This is a genomic window from Vibrio sp. ECSMB14106 (assembly GCF_000972265.1).
In the GTDB taxonomy this organism is placed as follows: domain Bacteria; phylum Pseudomonadota; class Gammaproteobacteria; order Enterobacterales; family Vibrionaceae; genus Vibrio; species Vibrio kanaloae.
In genome coordinates, this window is sequence record NZ_LAUM01000004.1 from 201491 (window position 1) to 217859 (window position 16369).

At 43.9% G+C, this 16369-nt stretch carries 12 protein-coding genes; 9 read left to right on the forward strand and 3 right to left on the reverse strand.

The features are described 5' to 3' along the window. The first annotated feature begins 82 nt into the window (after window positions 1-82). From WR49_RS04335 to WR49_RS04345, 3 genes are all read left to right on the forward strand, one after another. On the forward strand, window positions 83-1552 hold the full coding sequence (locus tag WR49_RS04335; RefSeq protein ID WP_046223190.1) for a lactate dehydrogenase: 1470 nt from the start codon (window positions 83-85) through the stop codon (window positions 1550-1552). Window positions 1553-1737: 185 nt separating this feature from the next. Further along, window positions 1738-3207: a hypothetical protein gene (locus WR49_RS04340; protein ID WP_046223191.1), complete on the forward strand. Its 1470-nt coding sequence runs from the start codon at window positions 1738-1740 to the stop codon at window positions 3205-3207. Continuing rightward, window positions 3207-4787, forward strand: coding sequence for a GGDEF domain-containing protein (locus WR49_RS04345; protein ID WP_046223265.1), 1581 nt, complete (start codon window positions 3207-3209; stop codon window positions 4785-4787). Before WR49_RS04340 ends, WR49_RS04345 begins: the two co-directional genes overlap by 1 nt. Before the next feature lie 111 nt (window positions 4788-4898). Here WR49_RS04345 and WR49_RS04350 read toward each other — a convergent pair whose 3' ends face one another. After that, window positions 4899-5807, reverse strand: a complete 909-nt coding sequence (locus tag WR49_RS04350; RefSeq protein WP_046223192.1) for a DMT family transporter — start codon at window positions 5805-5807, stop codon at window positions 4899-4901. Window positions 5808-6110: 303 nt separating this feature from the next. Between WR49_RS04350 and WR49_RS04355 the strand changes: the two genes are divergently transcribed. The 6 genes from WR49_RS04355 (at window position 6111) to WR49_RS04380 (ending at window position 11732) form a co-directional block, all read left to right on the forward strand. Beyond that, complete coding sequence (locus WR49_RS04355; RefSeq protein WP_046223193.1) at window positions 6111-6506, forward strand: DUF3302 domain-containing protein; 396 nt, start codon at window positions 6111-6113, stop codon at window positions 6504-6506. Next, window positions 6506-7636 carry an HlyD family secretion protein gene (locus WR49_RS04360; protein ID WP_046223194.1) on the forward strand — a complete coding sequence of 377 codons (1131 nt, stop codon included), beginning with the start codon at window positions 6506-6508 and terminating at the stop codon, window positions 7634-7636. Before WR49_RS04355 ends, WR49_RS04360 begins: the two co-directional genes overlap by 1 nt. 326 nt (window positions 7637-7962) lie before the next feature. Then, entirely contained in the window at window positions 7963-8511 is a 549-nt protein-coding gene (locus WR49_RS04365) for an ECF-type riboflavin transporter substrate-binding protein (protein WP_046223195.1), read from the forward strand. A gap of 6 nt (window positions 8512-8517) precedes the next feature. Beyond that, window positions 8518-10212 carry an ABC transporter ATP-binding protein gene (locus tag WR49_RS04370; protein ID WP_046223196.1) on the forward strand — a complete coding sequence of 565 codons (1695 nt, stop codon included), beginning with the start codon at window positions 8518-8520 and terminating at the stop codon, window positions 10210-10212. Beyond that, window positions 10209-11048 (forward strand): energy-coupling factor transporter transmembrane component T family protein, encoded by an 840-nt coding sequence (locus WR49_RS04375; RefSeq protein WP_046223197.1) that lies wholly within the window; start codon window positions 10209-10211, stop codon window positions 11046-11048. Before WR49_RS04370 ends, WR49_RS04375 begins: the two co-directional genes overlap by 4 nt. Before the next feature lie 213 nt (window positions 11049-11261). Further along, a complete protein-coding gene (locus tag WR49_RS04380) occupies window positions 11262-11732 on the forward strand; it encodes a TetR/AcrR family transcriptional regulator (protein ID WP_046223198.1) in 471 nt (156 codons plus the stop codon). A gap of 80 nt (window positions 11733-11812) precedes the next feature. Here the strand turns inward: WR49_RS04380 and glgB are convergent, their stop codons facing one another. Both glgB and malQ read right to left on the reverse strand, forming a co-directional pair. Further along, a complete protein-coding gene (gene glgB / locus WR49_RS04385) occupies window positions 11813-13993 on the reverse strand; it encodes a 1,4-alpha-glucan branching protein GlgB (RefSeq protein ID WP_046223199.1) in 2181 nt (726 codons plus the stop codon). A gap of 176 nt (window positions 13994-14169) precedes the next feature. Then, on the reverse strand, window positions 14170-16350 hold the full coding sequence (gene malQ / locus WR49_RS04390; RefSeq protein WP_046223200.1) for a 4-alpha-glucanotransferase: 2181 nt from the start codon (window positions 16348-16350) through the stop codon (window positions 14170-14172). Window positions 16351-16369 lie beyond the last annotated feature (19 nt).

The following is a 16369-nucleotide window of genomic DNA, read 5'->3' on the forward strand; positions in this document are numbered from 1 at the left end:
ATTTTTGCTAATAGATAGTTTGAAACGCAATACCACGCAGCCAAGTTCGCTTGGCTGCCTAAATAACCCCGAGGGGGCGATTGTGTCCAACGACAAACTGCCAAAAGATGCAGATGGATTACAACTCAACTTTTGTAAAACATTGGCGTGTGACAACTTTGGCTTGAGCGATGCAAAACGATATGTTTTGCAACATGCGAATCCTAAGCGTCCAGCGATGGTTTGTCGTGAGTGTGGAGCTTTCCCCCCCTTACTTAACAATCGTGAAGTGTTAAGCGAACTTCATCGCCTACGACAACTTCACAGCGATGGCCTTCCTGCTTGTCGCAATGATGATTGCGATAATTTCGGCTTATCGGTCCATACCCACAAGCACCTTTATCATGCCTTTGGCTATAGTGGCGACAAACAAAGATATCGATGCAAAGACTGTCAATCCACCTTCGTTGACAAGTGGTCTGGTTCCAATAAAAAACTTCAGTTTCAAGAAAACCTTATGGGCTTATTGTTCATGGGCTATTCCGTACGTGAAATCTGTAGAAAGCTTGATATCAACCCCAAGACTTTCTACGATCATGTTGACCATATCGCGAGCCGTTGTCGTCGCAAGTTAGCGATGATAGATGCACGATGGGTTAACCATGCTCAAGACTATCAATTCGCTTCCCATTATCAGCGCTTGCAGCCACAAAGTAATAATGGCGTCGTTTGGATCGCGACTGGCGAGGCCCATTCCGGCTATATCCTTTGCCAACACGTTAATTACTCTCAAAATGAAGAACCGTCAGGGAATGTTGATCATAACCCTTATGATGATGTTGCGCGCTTTGTATCCAAAGAACACTCTTCAGAAGCTAACCTAGAAATACCTCAGTCCTCAGACAAACTGAAAGAGCGTATTGAACAGCAATACCAAGTCATTCTTGCCAGAGGAAACGTTGAAGATCCTATGGGCAACCTCACCACGTTTAGCTACCCTTCGAAAGGGGCATTAGTTCGACCACCCTACACCTCCTATGCTCACTTTCTACATGTACTTGATATGTGTGATGAGAATAAACATGTCGCTATCTATATGCCACAAGACCCATTACTAAGGTCTGCCGCCCTAAGCGTATGTTTGCCGCGCATCCAGAGTCAAAATATTGACCTTATGTATGTGGAGGAAGATCCTGGCTGGCAAGACGATCAAAGTTTTGAAAAGATCGACATCGTTCACATGAGTTGGTGGCGCGATCGTTGGGCTATCGCAAATCAAGGTGATAATCAGAAAGGCATTTGCTACCTAACGGGTAACAATCCAGAACCAAAACAGTGGTTTAACACTGCCTCAATTCAGCAAACCAAGTTCTATCAACAACGCTTCCAGCTGTTATTTGATAGCTTCATTAATGAGCCCAGACGTAAGCTTCGTCCTGGGGGCATTCTTCCATTGCTCGACATATTTAGAGCTTGGCACAATCTGTGCTACCAAGATAAGCAAGGGCTCACGGCAGCGCAGCGCTTAGGTGTAGCAGAGCAGCCATTGACCCTAAAGCAACTACTTTCATAGAAACAGACCTCTAGATAATTATTCGGGAACTCATTGATTTTAAAGCAACAACATGAGGTAACACCCATAATTGGAAAAGATACATGTTCCTTTAAGGCCCTAAGAAAGATAATTGGTGCTTATCTCAAATCACACTCTTATAATGATTGTGTTATCAATATGTTCGATAATTATGGATCTAACTCTTGGACAAAAATCAGTACCTTCTTGAAACAGAACTAGAACAACTCAAAAATCGCGTCGACTCTGAACCATTGGTGATCTTAGAGATTGCACAGCAATGCCTCGTTAGGTCAGAGCAAGTTCTGTTTGAAGAGGGCGCGATCCAGTCACTGATGTTAATGGCCAGATGCTCCTGGAACCTAATGGACTACCAAAAAGGTTTAAAGTACATCAAAGAAGCCCTCAAACGACAAAGCCGATTAGATACTGATCTTTTTCTCCCTGAAATACTCCATTTACACGCTCTCCAATTTTGGGGGCAAGCCAAGTACTACTCCGCCCAACAATTCTGGATCAATGCATTAGAACAATCAGCGCTAGTTGATGAAGTGGAGATACAAATTGAATGTCTCATTGGCCTAGGTAACATTTGGCGAATTACCCACGAGTATAAACTAGCACGCTCTACCCACCAGCTCGCCGTGAAAGTCGCTAACAACAGACGTATTGGTTGGTTAGAGGGCAAAGCCAGGATACTGCTCGCTTGGGATTACTATCTGCTCAACAACTATGTTGAAATGCTGTCAGTACTCGACGGTGCAGAAGAAGCATTAAAAGATCATAAAGACAATACTTGGCATGCAGAGGTATGGGATTTCAGAGGTCTAGCACTACTTGGCCTTGAACGTATAGATGACGCAGAACGCGCGACAGCCAAAGCACATAATTTGGCAGTAAAACACAATCTAGTATGGATGAAGGCACACTCCTACATCAGCCGAGCTCGATTAGAGCTCCTAAGAAAAAGGCCAGAGCAAGCGGCAGAACTACTCAGGCTCGCCGAACAATCTGCGAACGAATTCGATAACGGTGAGTTACTTAGTCAAATTTGTTACCAACAGTCCCTAGTTGCAGAAGAAAACCAAGAGTTTAAAGTGGCGTTAATCGCTTTTAAAAAGTATCGCCAGTATTCTATCGATATGCTTCGAGAGCAAACTACCCGAGTCGGTTTAGATAAAGCACGCAGTTCAAAGCGTCAATTAGAGCAGAGAGCTCGAAAGCTGATTAATCGTATTCGTGGTCAACATGAGTATGACCCCGAAAAACACCTTTCTCATGTCGTTTCTGAAACCTTTTGGTGGGAGCAACTGGTTCTCTTTAAAACAGAGCTCAAACGTTCAAACCACAGCATTATTATGTTTCAGCACATCGATACCGATTACTTAGATGTCTGCACCGAAATTGCTCACACTTTATGTAACCAAAACGATTTCATTTCCAGGTTAAGTTCAGAACGTGTTGCTCTTATGCTTTCCGAAAAAGGAGAGGCCGCAGAGGAAACTTTTCAAACCCTTACCACCATGCTTGATATATACCCATGGCACAGAAAAGGGCTAAAAGGTTCGAAACCTACCGTTAGTCTCAACGACATATTGACGTTCCCGTTTACTCTTGAACAACTTGAAGAAGACGATGCAAAGGTAAGATTATGATGGAAATCCTATTAAGCAAGATCACGGATGCTGGTTTAGACCCATCATCAGTTTCTGGTGAAGAGGCGATCATATTCTGGAATCATATTCGTCAGCACGTTTCAACAACAAAAACAGAACAAGCACACTGTTATATTATCAGCTCTGAATATCGAGCTGAGTTGCAACAAAATCAAACCAGTATAGAAGAATTGAAACTTGCTCTCGACTTACTGCATTTACCCACTGATATAGAAGACATTCTTACGGTCAAGACTAGCCTAAGTGATCGCTTAGTTGAAATAGGTAATTACACCTCTGCACTGAATGAATTCGTAAGTTCTTCGTCCATCGCTGTTGAATACGGCTACATCGATGAGTACGTGATGGCCATTTTAGGTATGGGCAACCTGTGTGATGCCTATGGTGATCACAACCGAGCTTTACGTTATTACCAAAAAATAAATAGCATTGACCATGCGATAAGTAGTCGTTCACTGCGACTCAAATTCAAACTGCATATGGTGGCTAGCCTCTTGTTGCTCAACCGTATTACAGCGGCCAATGATTTACTGAACGAATGTGAAGAACTGAGTATTTTGGTAAGTGACAAGCTACTCACCGCTCAGATACTGCTTTATCAAGCAAAAGTGCTCCGCGCCAAGAAAAAATATCACGATGCACTACGCTGCCTATCTAAAGTTCACTATTCTGCTAACAACACCCAAGCGAGTTGGCTTTCTATCATGACGCGTCTAGAACTCGCGCATTGCTTCAGCGCGAATGGCAAACAAGAATACGCCAGCATGATTCTTTCGAATACAGGCAAACGTGTGAATGAATACTCATCCCCCGTTCTTGCAAAGCGTTTCTACGACTCCTTGAGCGATGTGTGTATGAATCAAGGTCGCTTTCAAGAAGCACTGAACTATGAGAAAAAGGGCTACCGGATTGAAACGGATCTCATGAAACAGATCCCGATCAGCGAACTCGGATCGAGCCAACTGCGCCGTCTTTCGCGTTTTGAGCTACAACTAAAGCTAATTCTGTCTGAGCAAGAAAATCGTGAGTTGAAAGAAACCACTGAACAACATAAAAATGCAGTTGCTCAACTACAACAAGATGTATTCACCGATCCACTAACAGGCCTACATAACAGACGATGGTTAGATGTAAAGCTTAAAGATATGCTGTTGCACGAAACACCTTTCGCGTTGATGGTTGTCGATATTGATCACTTCAAATCGATTAACGACGAGCTTAGCCATTTAGTCGGTGATAAAGCGATTGTCAGTGTTTCTCAAGAATTACACTCTTACTTTAAGTTTAAAGGCGCGTCATGCGTCAGGTTTGGTGGTGAAGAGTTTTTGGTCATTCTTGAGAACACCAATCTTGAAAAAGCAGAAATGCACTCTGAAAATTATCGAGAACGCATTTTCCAATTCGGCTGGCATGAGATATTGGGAGAGCGAGGCTTAACCGTCAGTATTGGTATCACTATGCATCGCGAGGGAGAAAATACTCAGCGCACCTTCTACCGAGCAGACAAAGCTCTGTACCGAGCCAAAGCTAATGGCCGAAATCAAGTATGTACAGAGTAGTATTTTTACTATGTAAATAACGGTCTGTACCTTCACTCCCTCTAAGGTCACAATGGACCGGCATGCCGCTACTTATAGAAAAATAGAACCATTGATAGAATAGAAAAAGAACTATTGATAGAAAAAAAGAGAGATTCCACCTAAAGCAGCAATTGTCCCAATAACACTCTGTTTTGAGACTCTTTCCCCTTGTAAGGCATAAATCACCAAAATAAAGACTGGGCTAGTCGCTATCAACGTTTGTGCGACAGCAGGGTTAGCATTTTTCAACGCAACTTGTTGAAGCCACAACGCCAAAAACGTTCCAACAAATATCGCCCCTGATAGCCAAAGTTTGTCGAGCTTCGTCATTTCCCATAAATCTCTTTTTATAGATGAGTAAGGCTTACTCTCAACAAAAGGAATAATGAACATCACAGCAAGTACACCGACTGTCAGGCGAATCAATGCCCCTAGCAATGGGGGAAGATCGCCCGCCACAAGAGCGTAATGAGAAATGACTACGCCTGAAGCCTGACACACACTCGCCACAAGCCCAAATCCAATACCTTTCCATTGTACTTTGTCATTATAAAGAGAGTCACCACCCGCTAGCCCAGACGGTTGAAAGACGACAAACGTCACCGCTACCGTCGTTATTACGACAGCAAACCAGCTTTGTAACGTCAACGCGGCACCAAGGAACATTAACGCCAGTACGCCAGAAAGAGGAGGAGCTAAAGACTCAAGTAACAAGGTCTTATTGGCACCGATTCTTTTCAATGCCGAGAAATAAGCACTATCGCCAATAGCGATGCCAATAACCCCCGAAATAGCCAATATCCAAAAATGGTTGGCACTGAGTTCAAATTCAGGCATTGGGATAAAAGGCATCACAAGCAGCATCATGCCTGAAGCCACAATACCCTTAACAATATTAAGCTGCATAGCTGAAAAGCGATGTCCGAATTGCCCATAAATCCATGTCGCGCAGGCCCACACAATCGCAGCACCTATGGCCGCTAATTCCCCTATATACATCCGTGTTTATCCTCAGTAGTTATGCGTTTCACTAAAAATAGTAATCTTCATCACTTCAATTTTTGGTTGTTAACAATTACGAGTGAATAGGCTTACGACAAAATTCCGCTCTGACAACTCCAACCAAGATAACAGAAGCTTCCTAGCTAAACGTGAATAGGGTTTTATAAGATTTAACAAGGGTAGTACTCGTGTTAAAAGCAAACACATTTATTTTCAACTTGGTAAATCATTTCTATAACAATTACTTGGATCATAGCGTAATATATTTATAACGAATATCTATCATTGGAAGGATTTGTTATGTTTTTAGACTACTTTGCACTAGGTTTACTTGTATTCGTAGCATTAGTAATCTTTTACGGCATCATCGTTATTCACGATATTCCCTATGAAATAGCAAAAGAACGTAACCACCCTCATCAAGATGCTATTCACGTCTCAGGCTGGGTTAGCCTATTCACCTTACACGCAATATGGCCGTTTCTCTGGATTTGGGCCACGTTATGGCGCAAAGATCGCGGTTGGGGCTTCGCTAAATTAGAAGAAGAGCAACACGACATTCATCATCGCGTCGATATTCTCATCGATCAAGTGAGTACCCTTCAGGAAGAAATCGTACAACTCAAGCAAGCGAGTACTGAGCAAAGCAGTCCAGAGAAAGAGACAAATAACGTTCAAGATCAGGAGGCTAAATAATGGATTTACTGCTGATAATGACCTATGCGGCACTTTGCATCACCATATTCAAAGTATTTAAGATCCCGCTAAACAAGTGGACTGTACCAACGGCTGTTCTTGGTGGTGTTATCATCATAGGAACTTTGATCCTGCTGATGAACTACAACCACCCTTTCACGCAAATAGGTAACCAAGTTTACTCAACAACGCCAGTCGTTTCAGGCGTTAGGGGCAAAGTTATCGAAGTGCCTGTAAAGGCAAACAAGCCTCTTAAACAAGGGGATATCCTTTTCAAAATCGATCCTGTTCCATTCGAAGCTGAAGTCGCAAGATTAGAGGCTAAAGTAAAAGAAGCAAGCCAAGGTGCTCTTGGGATGGAATCAGAAGTAGCCGAAGCAGAGGCCGCAAGAATCAAAGCGATAGCAGATAGAGATAAAGCCCAGCGTGAATTCTCTCGTTATAAGCGTGGTTATGACAGCGGGGCCTTTACCGAGCAACAACTCGACACTCGCAGGCAAGCGTACAAAGCATCAGAAGCTGCGGTAAAAGTGGCCAACGCTAGCCTAGAACAAACAAAAATAGCCTTAGATTCTGAAATAGGTGGCGAGAACACAGCCGTTTTAAGCTTGTTAGCTGAATTGCGCAAAGCTAAGTTCGACCTTGAGCAAACCGTAGTTAGAGCACCAACCGATGGTTACGTGACTCAATTAGCTCTCCGCCCTGGCGTAATGTCAGTCCCGCTGCCTCTCGCTCCAGTTATGACTTTTGTTCATACCGAAGATAAATTCTATACCGCAGCATTCAGACAAAATTCATTACAACGTCTAAAGCCTGGCTACGAAGCTGAATTTTTATTCAGAGCGCTACCAGGGAAAGTCTTTAAAGGACGTATTGACGAAGTAATTCCAGCAATTGGAGAGAGTCAATTCCAAGCCAGAGGCGCACTATTAGGTACTGACGCCCTACGCACTAACGGCCGTGTATTTGTTAAGTTATCCATAACGGACGATCTGTCGGAATACCACTTGCCTATGGGTACCGCGGTTGAGGTTGCTGTTTATTCAGACAGCTTCACTCACGTATCTATCATGCGTAAGGTCCTTATTCGCATGAAGAGCTGGCAGAATTACTTATACCTAGATCACTAAGTCACTGCTCTCTAGGTCACTAAATTAACGGCACTTAGCCCTCAAGTGGACCTAACATATTGTTAATCTAAGTAAAAAAGCCGGACCTGTTCTGGCTTTTTTGTTGCTCAATTAACCGTAAAATCACGCATTTTTTATGATATTTGGGCGTTCAGATGGAATTTTAGACATCTAGACACTTACCTTCCCTTATGGAAGGATTCTACTGTATAATGCGCGCCTTATTTTTCATATTTGCCTAAAAAACGTTCTCATTGAGACGCATATTAATAATGGCGAATATTCGTTCTTTATCATGCTTTATCTTTCAGTATTCGAGGTTATCTATGAACTTTTCAGCGAAAACAGTCGTCGTTATCGCCATTGGCGCGGCACTGTACGGCATTGGTGGTCTACCTATGTTTGGTGTCCCAGTGTTTGCTAACACGACATTGAAACCAGCAATGGCAGTCCTAGCACTGTTTTCTGTTTTGTTCGGCCCGATTGTTGGCTTCCTGGTTGGTTTTATCGGTCACTGGGTAACAGACTTATTCGCAGGTTGGGGCGTATGGCTAACGTGGGTATTAGGTTCAGGTATCGTAGGGTTGGTTATTGGTCTATTCCCTATGATGACTAAAAACCGTCTTCAAAAAGGCGAACTACCAATGAAAGATTTCGCGCTATTTGTCGTGCTTGCTCTCGCAGGTAACGTTGTCGGCTACGGCTGTTCCGCATTCCTAGATACCATTCTATACGCAGAACCGTTTACCAAAGTCTTTACTCAACTGTCTATCATCGCAGCGGGTAATACCGTTCTGATCGCAGTTGTTGGCTTCCTGATCCTAAAATCAGTCGCTAAGCGTAACAAACAAAGCCGTAACCTGACTGAGGCATAGGCGATAATGACTATAGCATTTTCGAACTTCTCTTTTAGATATGAGTCGCTGGATAAACCGACGCTAAAAAATATCAATCTAAGGATAGAGAAAGGAGAGAAAATCGTCATTATTGGACCAAGTGGTAGTGGTAAATCTACCCTAGGCCAGTGTCTGAATGGTTTGATACCTCATGCTATTAAAGGTGAGGTCACCGGTTCTTTAGAGATTAACGGCAAGAACATCTCTGAATTTTCAATGCACGACTATACCGAGCAAATCGGCACGGTATTGCAAGATACGGACAGCCAATTTGTGGGTTTAAGTATCGGCGAAGACATCGCATTCGCATTGGAAAACCAGCTGATGTCGAATATAGATATGTATCCGTTGGTTAAGTCGACAGCAAAAATGGTCGACTTGGCGGATATGCTTGATCGTTCTCCACATGACCTTTCTGGTGGTCAAAAACAACGAGTATCGTTAGCGGGTATCTTAGTTGATGATGTCGATATCTTACTGTTTGATGAGCCTTTAGCAAGCCTTGACCCTAAAACAGGCAAGGCAACGATTGAGATCATCGACCAACTTCATAAAGAAACCAACAAGACTATTGTGATTATCGAACACCGCCTTGAGGATGTTCTGCATCGCGATATTGATCGTGTGATCTTAATGGAACGCGGCGAAATCGTTGCCGACATGACACCCGATGAAATCTTGGCTTCTGAACTGCTTGAGACACACGGTATTCGTGAGCCGCTTTACCTATCAGCACTTAAAGCAGCCAAAGCACCTTTAACAAGCGAAGACAAGCTGTCCAACCTAAAAGCTTTGGATTACAAAAGGTTCCGTCCTGCGGTTCAAGCTTGGTTTGCAAAGCGCCCTGCCCCGATAGCAGAGAAGCAATACACTCCCTTACTCGAAGTTCATGGACTAACTTACTCTTATGACGGTGATAAAAACGCACTCGAAGATGTCAGCTTTAAGATTGGCAAGGGTGAGTTTGTTTCAATACTGGGTAAAAACGGCTCCGGTAAATCGACCATTACCAAGATTATCATGGGTGTGATTGACGCGGATTCTGGCTCTTCGTATCTGAACGGCGAAGAATTATCTGAACTTTCTATCTTTGAAAGAAGCCAGAAAGTCGGTGTCGTGATGCAGAACCCAAATCATATGATCTCGCATCATATGATTTTCGACGAGATTGCTTTTGGTCTTCGTAACCGCAACATTGCAGAAGAGCTGATCACAGAAAAAGTAGAACATGTTCTTGAGTTGTGTGGGCTGAGCAAGTTCCGCCACTGGCCGATCGAAGCACTGAGCTACGGCCAGAAAAAACGTGTAACCATCGCTTCTATTTTAGTGCTGGAACCTGAGCTTCTTATCTTGGATGAACCGACAGCAGGTCAAGACTACCGTAACTACACATCGATGCTGGCGTTTATTCAAAAACTCAACCGCGACTTAGGAATCACCGTTGTGATCATTTCACACGATATGCATCTCGTTCTAGAGTACACCACACGCTCAATCGTGATTGCCGACAGCAAGCTGATTGCCAATGCCGCGATGACGGAAGTATTCAGTCAGCCATCACTGTTAGAACGCGCAAACCTATGTACCACTAGCATTTATGAACTCGCGACTATGATGAAAATCGACGACACTAATGCATTTATGCAGTACTTCATCGACTACGAGAGAAGCGCTCAATGAATGCATCAAAAGTAAAATTCGGCATCAATTACATTGATACCAAATCTCCGCTACACGATCTAAATGGCATCACCAAGTTTGCGTTGTTTTTAGCTTGGGTAACCGTTGTACTTACAACGTTCGATCTCAGACTCATCGTTGTTTTGATCCTGACGGGCTTATATCTATTAAAGCTCACCAATGTGCCAATGCGCGTATATAAGCCTTTGTTAGTGGGTACGGCGAGTGTATTAAGCCTAAATGCTTTGTTCATGTACCTGCTTGCGCCGCAGCAGGGTACTGAACTTATCGGCAGTGAAACGCTATTACTGACGCTTCCTGGCAATTACTCATTGAGCCAAGAGACCCTGTTTTACTTAGTCACGGTAACGCTCAAATACATGAGCATGTTCCCGATAGCGTTGATTTTTGTCTTCACAACGCATCCGACTGAGTTTGCAGCTAGCCTCAACCGTATCGGTGTTCCCTGCAAGATCGCCTACGCGGTGAGCTTAACACTGCGTTACTTGCCAGAAGTTAAAAAAGACTTCATCAATATCATGCATGCTCAACAGGCTCGTGGTGTAGAGCTTTCAAAGAAGGCTCCCCTAATTACTCGAATCAAAAATGTTGCTAAGGTTCTAGGCCCGCTTATTTTCTCTAGCTTGGACCGCGCAGACGAAATTTCAAATGCGATGACGTTACGAGGCTTTGGCAGACACAAAGATCGAACTTGGTATAGCTACGCACCTTTGCAGCGTGTTGACTTCATTTGTCTCGCTGTCATTACATTAGTAGTGGTAGTCGCTATCACAAAGCGAGTGCTCGAAGAGCAACTGTTTTGGTACCCTTTCTAGGCTCGTACAACAATATAAAATATTAATGCCTCCCTAAAGGCCGTTTGATAAAGCGGTCTTTTTTAAATAAACAATAAATTAGTCTAAAACATGTATTAATTATATTTTTTTATACGCGATTTTTTGTTTTTTTAAGGTCTATGGTTCGAGATTTTGTTAACATCCATTTTCCGTAATTTCTATACAGAATGTCACACCTAATATAGGTTTGTAATGGCTCGAATAACTCAACTACAGAAAATAGAAAACCAAAAGAAATACAACAATATTGTATTACAGCTGTTTCTATCTGAAGGACACGAAGCGCTCACCTATGCAAGGATTGCTCAAGAAACGGGCGTTAGCCTCACAACTTTACAGGGATATTTCCCTTCAACACGTGCAATAAGAGCTGTTCTACACGAACATGTTTTGTCTATTATGATGGCACCTTTAGATTTCTCTACGAAGTCTGCATTCTATGACTCTTGGAAAGCAGCGTTGAATGACAAGCCATTCAAAAACGCTATCAAGCTTATGTTTTTCCATGCCTCACAGAACCCAGCTTCTGAAGAGCTTAACCTACAGGTTAATGGCGTATTTCGTCACAAAATGATGGAAAGTTTTGGTGAAGATACTCAACAAATCATTGAGATCGTTTTAGGTAGATCCCTTCTACAACTAACGAACCTTAGAGCACCGTAAGAAAGAGTTTTTAAGCAATAAAAATGGGAGACTAGTGCTCCCATTCTTTATTTTAACCGCTGGTTAATTTCACTTATAGGCTAATTGAGCTTGTAGAAAATCGTCGATAACGGTGGTAGGCGTAGCTCGATCGATGTGTCTAAGCCTTCGCTTTCTACGGATTCAATTTCAGCAGTCTGCTTCACTTCAAAACCACTACCAGCGTAATCAGTCGAGTCCGTATTCAACAATAGTGAGTACTTGCCTTGTGCTGGAACACCTAAACGGAAGTGCTCATGAGGAACAGGGGTAAAGTTAGATACCACCAAGACACGCTCACCAGACTCACTAATACGTTCATGAGCTAAGACACTTGCTTCGGCAGAGTCTTGAAGACGCCACTCAAATCCTTTCGGGTCAAAATCAAGGTCGTGCATAGCGGCTTCAGAGCGGTATAAGTTGTTCAAATCTTTGGTCAAGCGCTGAACACCTTGATGGCGATCATAATCTAGCAAAAACCATTGCAGCTGGTCATCATGGTTCCATTCCGCCGTCTGGCCAAATTCAGTTCCCATGAAATTCAATTTCTTACCCGGCTGTGCGTACATGTAGCCCATGTAAGCGCGTAAGTTAGCCGTTTGCTGCCATTCATCACCAGGCATCTTGTTATGGATAGAGCCTTTACCGTAAACCACCTCATCGTGAGACAGAGGCAATACGTAGTTCTCACTATGTGCGTAAACCAATGGGAACGTAATTGTATTGTGGTGGTATTTACGGTTGATTGGATCTTCTTGGATGTAAGACAAACTATCGTGCATCCAACCCATATTCCACTTAAAGCCGAAGCCTAAGCCGCCCATAAAAGTTGGGGCTGAAACACCAGGGAAAGCTGTTGATTCCTCAGCTATCGTCATCGCATTTGGGAAGTGTTTGTAAACTTCTTCGTTCATCCACTTAAGGGTTGCGATGGCGTCATAGTTTTCGTTGCCGCCGTCTGCGTTCGGAATCCATTGATCATGGCTGCGCGAGTAATCGAGGTACAGCATTGAAGCGACGGCATCAACACGAATGCCATCAATGTGGAATTGCTCGAACCAGTAGAGAGCATTAGAAACTAAGAAGCGACGTACATGTTCACGACCTAAATCATAGATGTACGAGTTCCAATCTTGGTGCCAGCCGCGGCGAGGATCCGGGTCATGGAACAACGGCGTACCATCGAAGTTTGCTAAGCCATGATCATCACTTGGGAAGTGAGCTGGAACCCAATCAAGTACCACACCAAGACCTGCTTGGTGACATTGGTCTACGAAGTATTTAAAGTCATCTGGTGAGCCAAAACGGCTCGTTGGTGCAAATAGACCTACTGGCTGATAGCCCCAAGAGCCATAAAATGGGTGCTCTGAAACTGGCATCAATTCAACGTGCGTGTAACCAAGATCCGTTAGGTATGGAATCAGCTCTGCAGCTAGCTCACGGTAATTTAAGAATTCACCGTCAGCGTTCCGCTTCCAAGAACCAGCATGTAATTCATAGAATGAAAGCGCTTCTTTACGCTTTTGCGTGACTGGGCGATTCTGCCATTGAGTATCTTGCCACTCGTAACGAGCGTGATCATAAGTCACAGATGAGAACGATGGGTATTGTTCGGAGTAGAAACCCCATGGGTCAGCTTTGTGTGGTAAGCCTTCGCCATTTGGTCCTTTTAATTCAAATTTGTATTGAGCGCCCTCTTCCAGTTCAGGAATGAATAGGCCCCACATACCGTAGTCCAGACGTTGCATTGGGTGACGACGACCATCCCAAGCGTTGAAGTTTCCCACCAAGCTTGCTGCTGTAGCATGCGGAGCGTACACCAAGAAACGCGTACCTGAAATCGTCTGTCCATCACGCTCTAGCGTAATAAACTGAGCCCCCATGTGATGATACATATCTTTCGGTGTATGAAGATCTTCATAACTTGCGTACAGATCATGGTACTGGTACGGATCATCGATGATCTGCTCGACTCCAGCCCAATCAACTGCAAGCTTATAGTGAGTAAAGCGTAAGTCTCTTTTCTGCTTAAGAATGAAACCACTTTCACCCTCTCGCGCTAACTCTATACGAGGTTCCTTTCCAACAATCAACTCGACTTTATCTGCCCCAGGAATCCATACACGTAATGCTCCTTGATTAGAAGGTAAGTATGGCCCTAAAAATGCAAATGGGTCTGTGAAGCAAGCCTGTGATAGTTGGGCATATATTTGTTTTTGCTTTGAAATAGAACTTAGTTCCAAAACGCTTCTCCCTAACCAAACATCCAAAAAAATATAATACAAAAATGCCCGCTATTAGTGCGGGAAATATAACGACTATTTATTCTACCAGATGAGCATTGATCATTGAGTGACCGAGGTTATAGTTTCGTACGGCGTAAGCAAAAAACCACGTATATTCAAGTCACTCAATATCATTACTTCGCTGCTTTCTCTCGAACATCTGTCAGCTTAGAAGCAATACGATTTACCCCTTCGTGAGCAAAGATTTCGTCCAAGTTCATTGATAATTTACGACGCCAGTTAGGGTACTCATCTACAGTGCCAGGAATGTTGACTGGCTTGTCCATCTCTAACCAGTCTTCTAGTTGAACACTTAGCAATGTTGAACCACCAGCAGCAACGTGCAGTTGAAGTGCTTCAGCAAGGTACGAGTCCATAGGTACTAGGCTTGCATCACGGCCAACACCTTCAGGTAAAAAACCATGCCATGCCACCGAATCTAAGATCCCTTGTTTGCACTCTAGACGGTCATCGAACAGAGTTTCTAGCTGTGCTGCATCTGGGTATAGACCAATATCTTGACCCATCTTCAAGTCATCACAGTGCCAGAAGCCACGTAGTGTTGGCATATCGTGCGTACACAGTGCCGCCATTGATTGTGATGCGTAATGTTTTGGTGAAATGAAACCACCATCTTCTTCTGATGTTTCGAAGAAAAATACTTTGTAAGAGTGCACACCAGCATCTGCTAGGATGTCGACGATCTCATCCGGCACTGTACCTAAATCTTCACCGATAACGCTACATTGATAACGGTGGGATTCAAGCGCCAGAATCGACAGCATATCTTGCACTGGGTAGTAGATGTACGCACCTTTCGTTGCGTTTTCACCTTTTGGAATCCACCACAAACGCAATAAACCTAACACGTGGTCAATACGCAGCGCACCACAGTGTTTCATGTTTGCACGAAGCAACTTAATGTATGCATCGTAGCTTGTCTCTTGAAGCACTTCAGGGTTCAGTGGTGGTAATCCCCAGTTTTGGCCTAAAGGACCAAGAATATCTGGTGGAGCACCAATGCTTGCATCCATCACTAGATTGCCTTGATCAGCCCAAGTCTCGCTGCCTGAATCCGCAACGCCTACCGCAAGATCTCGGTATAAGCCAACGGCCATGCCTTTCTCTTCAGCAAGCGATTGAACATCGTTGATTTGACAATCTGCTAACCATTGCAGGTACATGTAAAGATGTACCTGATCTAAGTTATCTTTGATGTACTTCTGTGTCGCTGGGCTGTCGAATGTACGGTACTTCTCAGGAAATACCGGCCATCCCCACATGCCAGAGTCTTCAGCATGCAATTCCCCATGCAGAGCATCAAACGCCGCCTGATGCATTAAGCTATCGCCGCCCTCTTCCACAAAAGCTAGGAAGGCTTGAGCACGGTCACTGTTCTTGTCTAGATGACGAGTCTTAAATTCTGCGAATAACAGAGGCAAGATGCTCATCTTCAGTTCAGACACCTCGGTGTAATTCACCCAATGCGCTTCACGCACTTTTTGTAGGCATTGTTGGAACTCTGCGCTGCCTACAGTCTGTTGTGCTTCTGCACTTAGTGCGAATTCAGGTACTGAACTCACATCAATGTATAGGATGTTCAACCAGCGACGAGAAGACGGGCTATATGGGCTCGCACCTTCAGGGTTTGCAGGGAACAATGAGTGAATTGGGTTTAGACCAACGAAATCACCACCGCGAGAAGCGATATCCGCAACAAGCTGTTTTAGGTCACCGAAATCACCAATACCCCAGTTGTGCTGAGTTCTGAGTGTGTAAAGTTGAACGCTTGGGCCCCACAGCTTTTTGCCTTGCTCGATTGGTGACTGCTTGAAACACGCTTTTGGCGTAATAATCAGTGTCATCTCATAAGGCTTCTTACGGCGCTTACGGCTTACAATTAACTTGTGGTACCCCCATGCCAAATCACTTGGCAATTCAAACACTAAAGGGCCACCTTCTGCACGCTCATCACGAACGACTTGAGATTGAAGATAGCCTTCGAGTACCTCTCCTTGCTCGGTTTCTAGACGCCAGTTGAACTCGCTCTCGCGAGCACTAACACCTAAATTCAGCGCCACTTCTACTGGCTCACCGTCACGCAATACAAGAACTGGGTCTAGTACATCTTTTTTGTGTTTTCTTTCTGCTGACTTTAATAGTGCATCATCGCTGCTTGTATCGTAGCCCAATGAAGCCAATAGAGACGTAATAGTATCGTCTGATACTTGTGCTTCATCGCCCCACGCACTAACGTAACTATCGGCAATATTTGCCATTTCTGCGATTTGTTTTAATACGTTTTGTTCTTTCATCGCTCTCTCCGAAAACGCC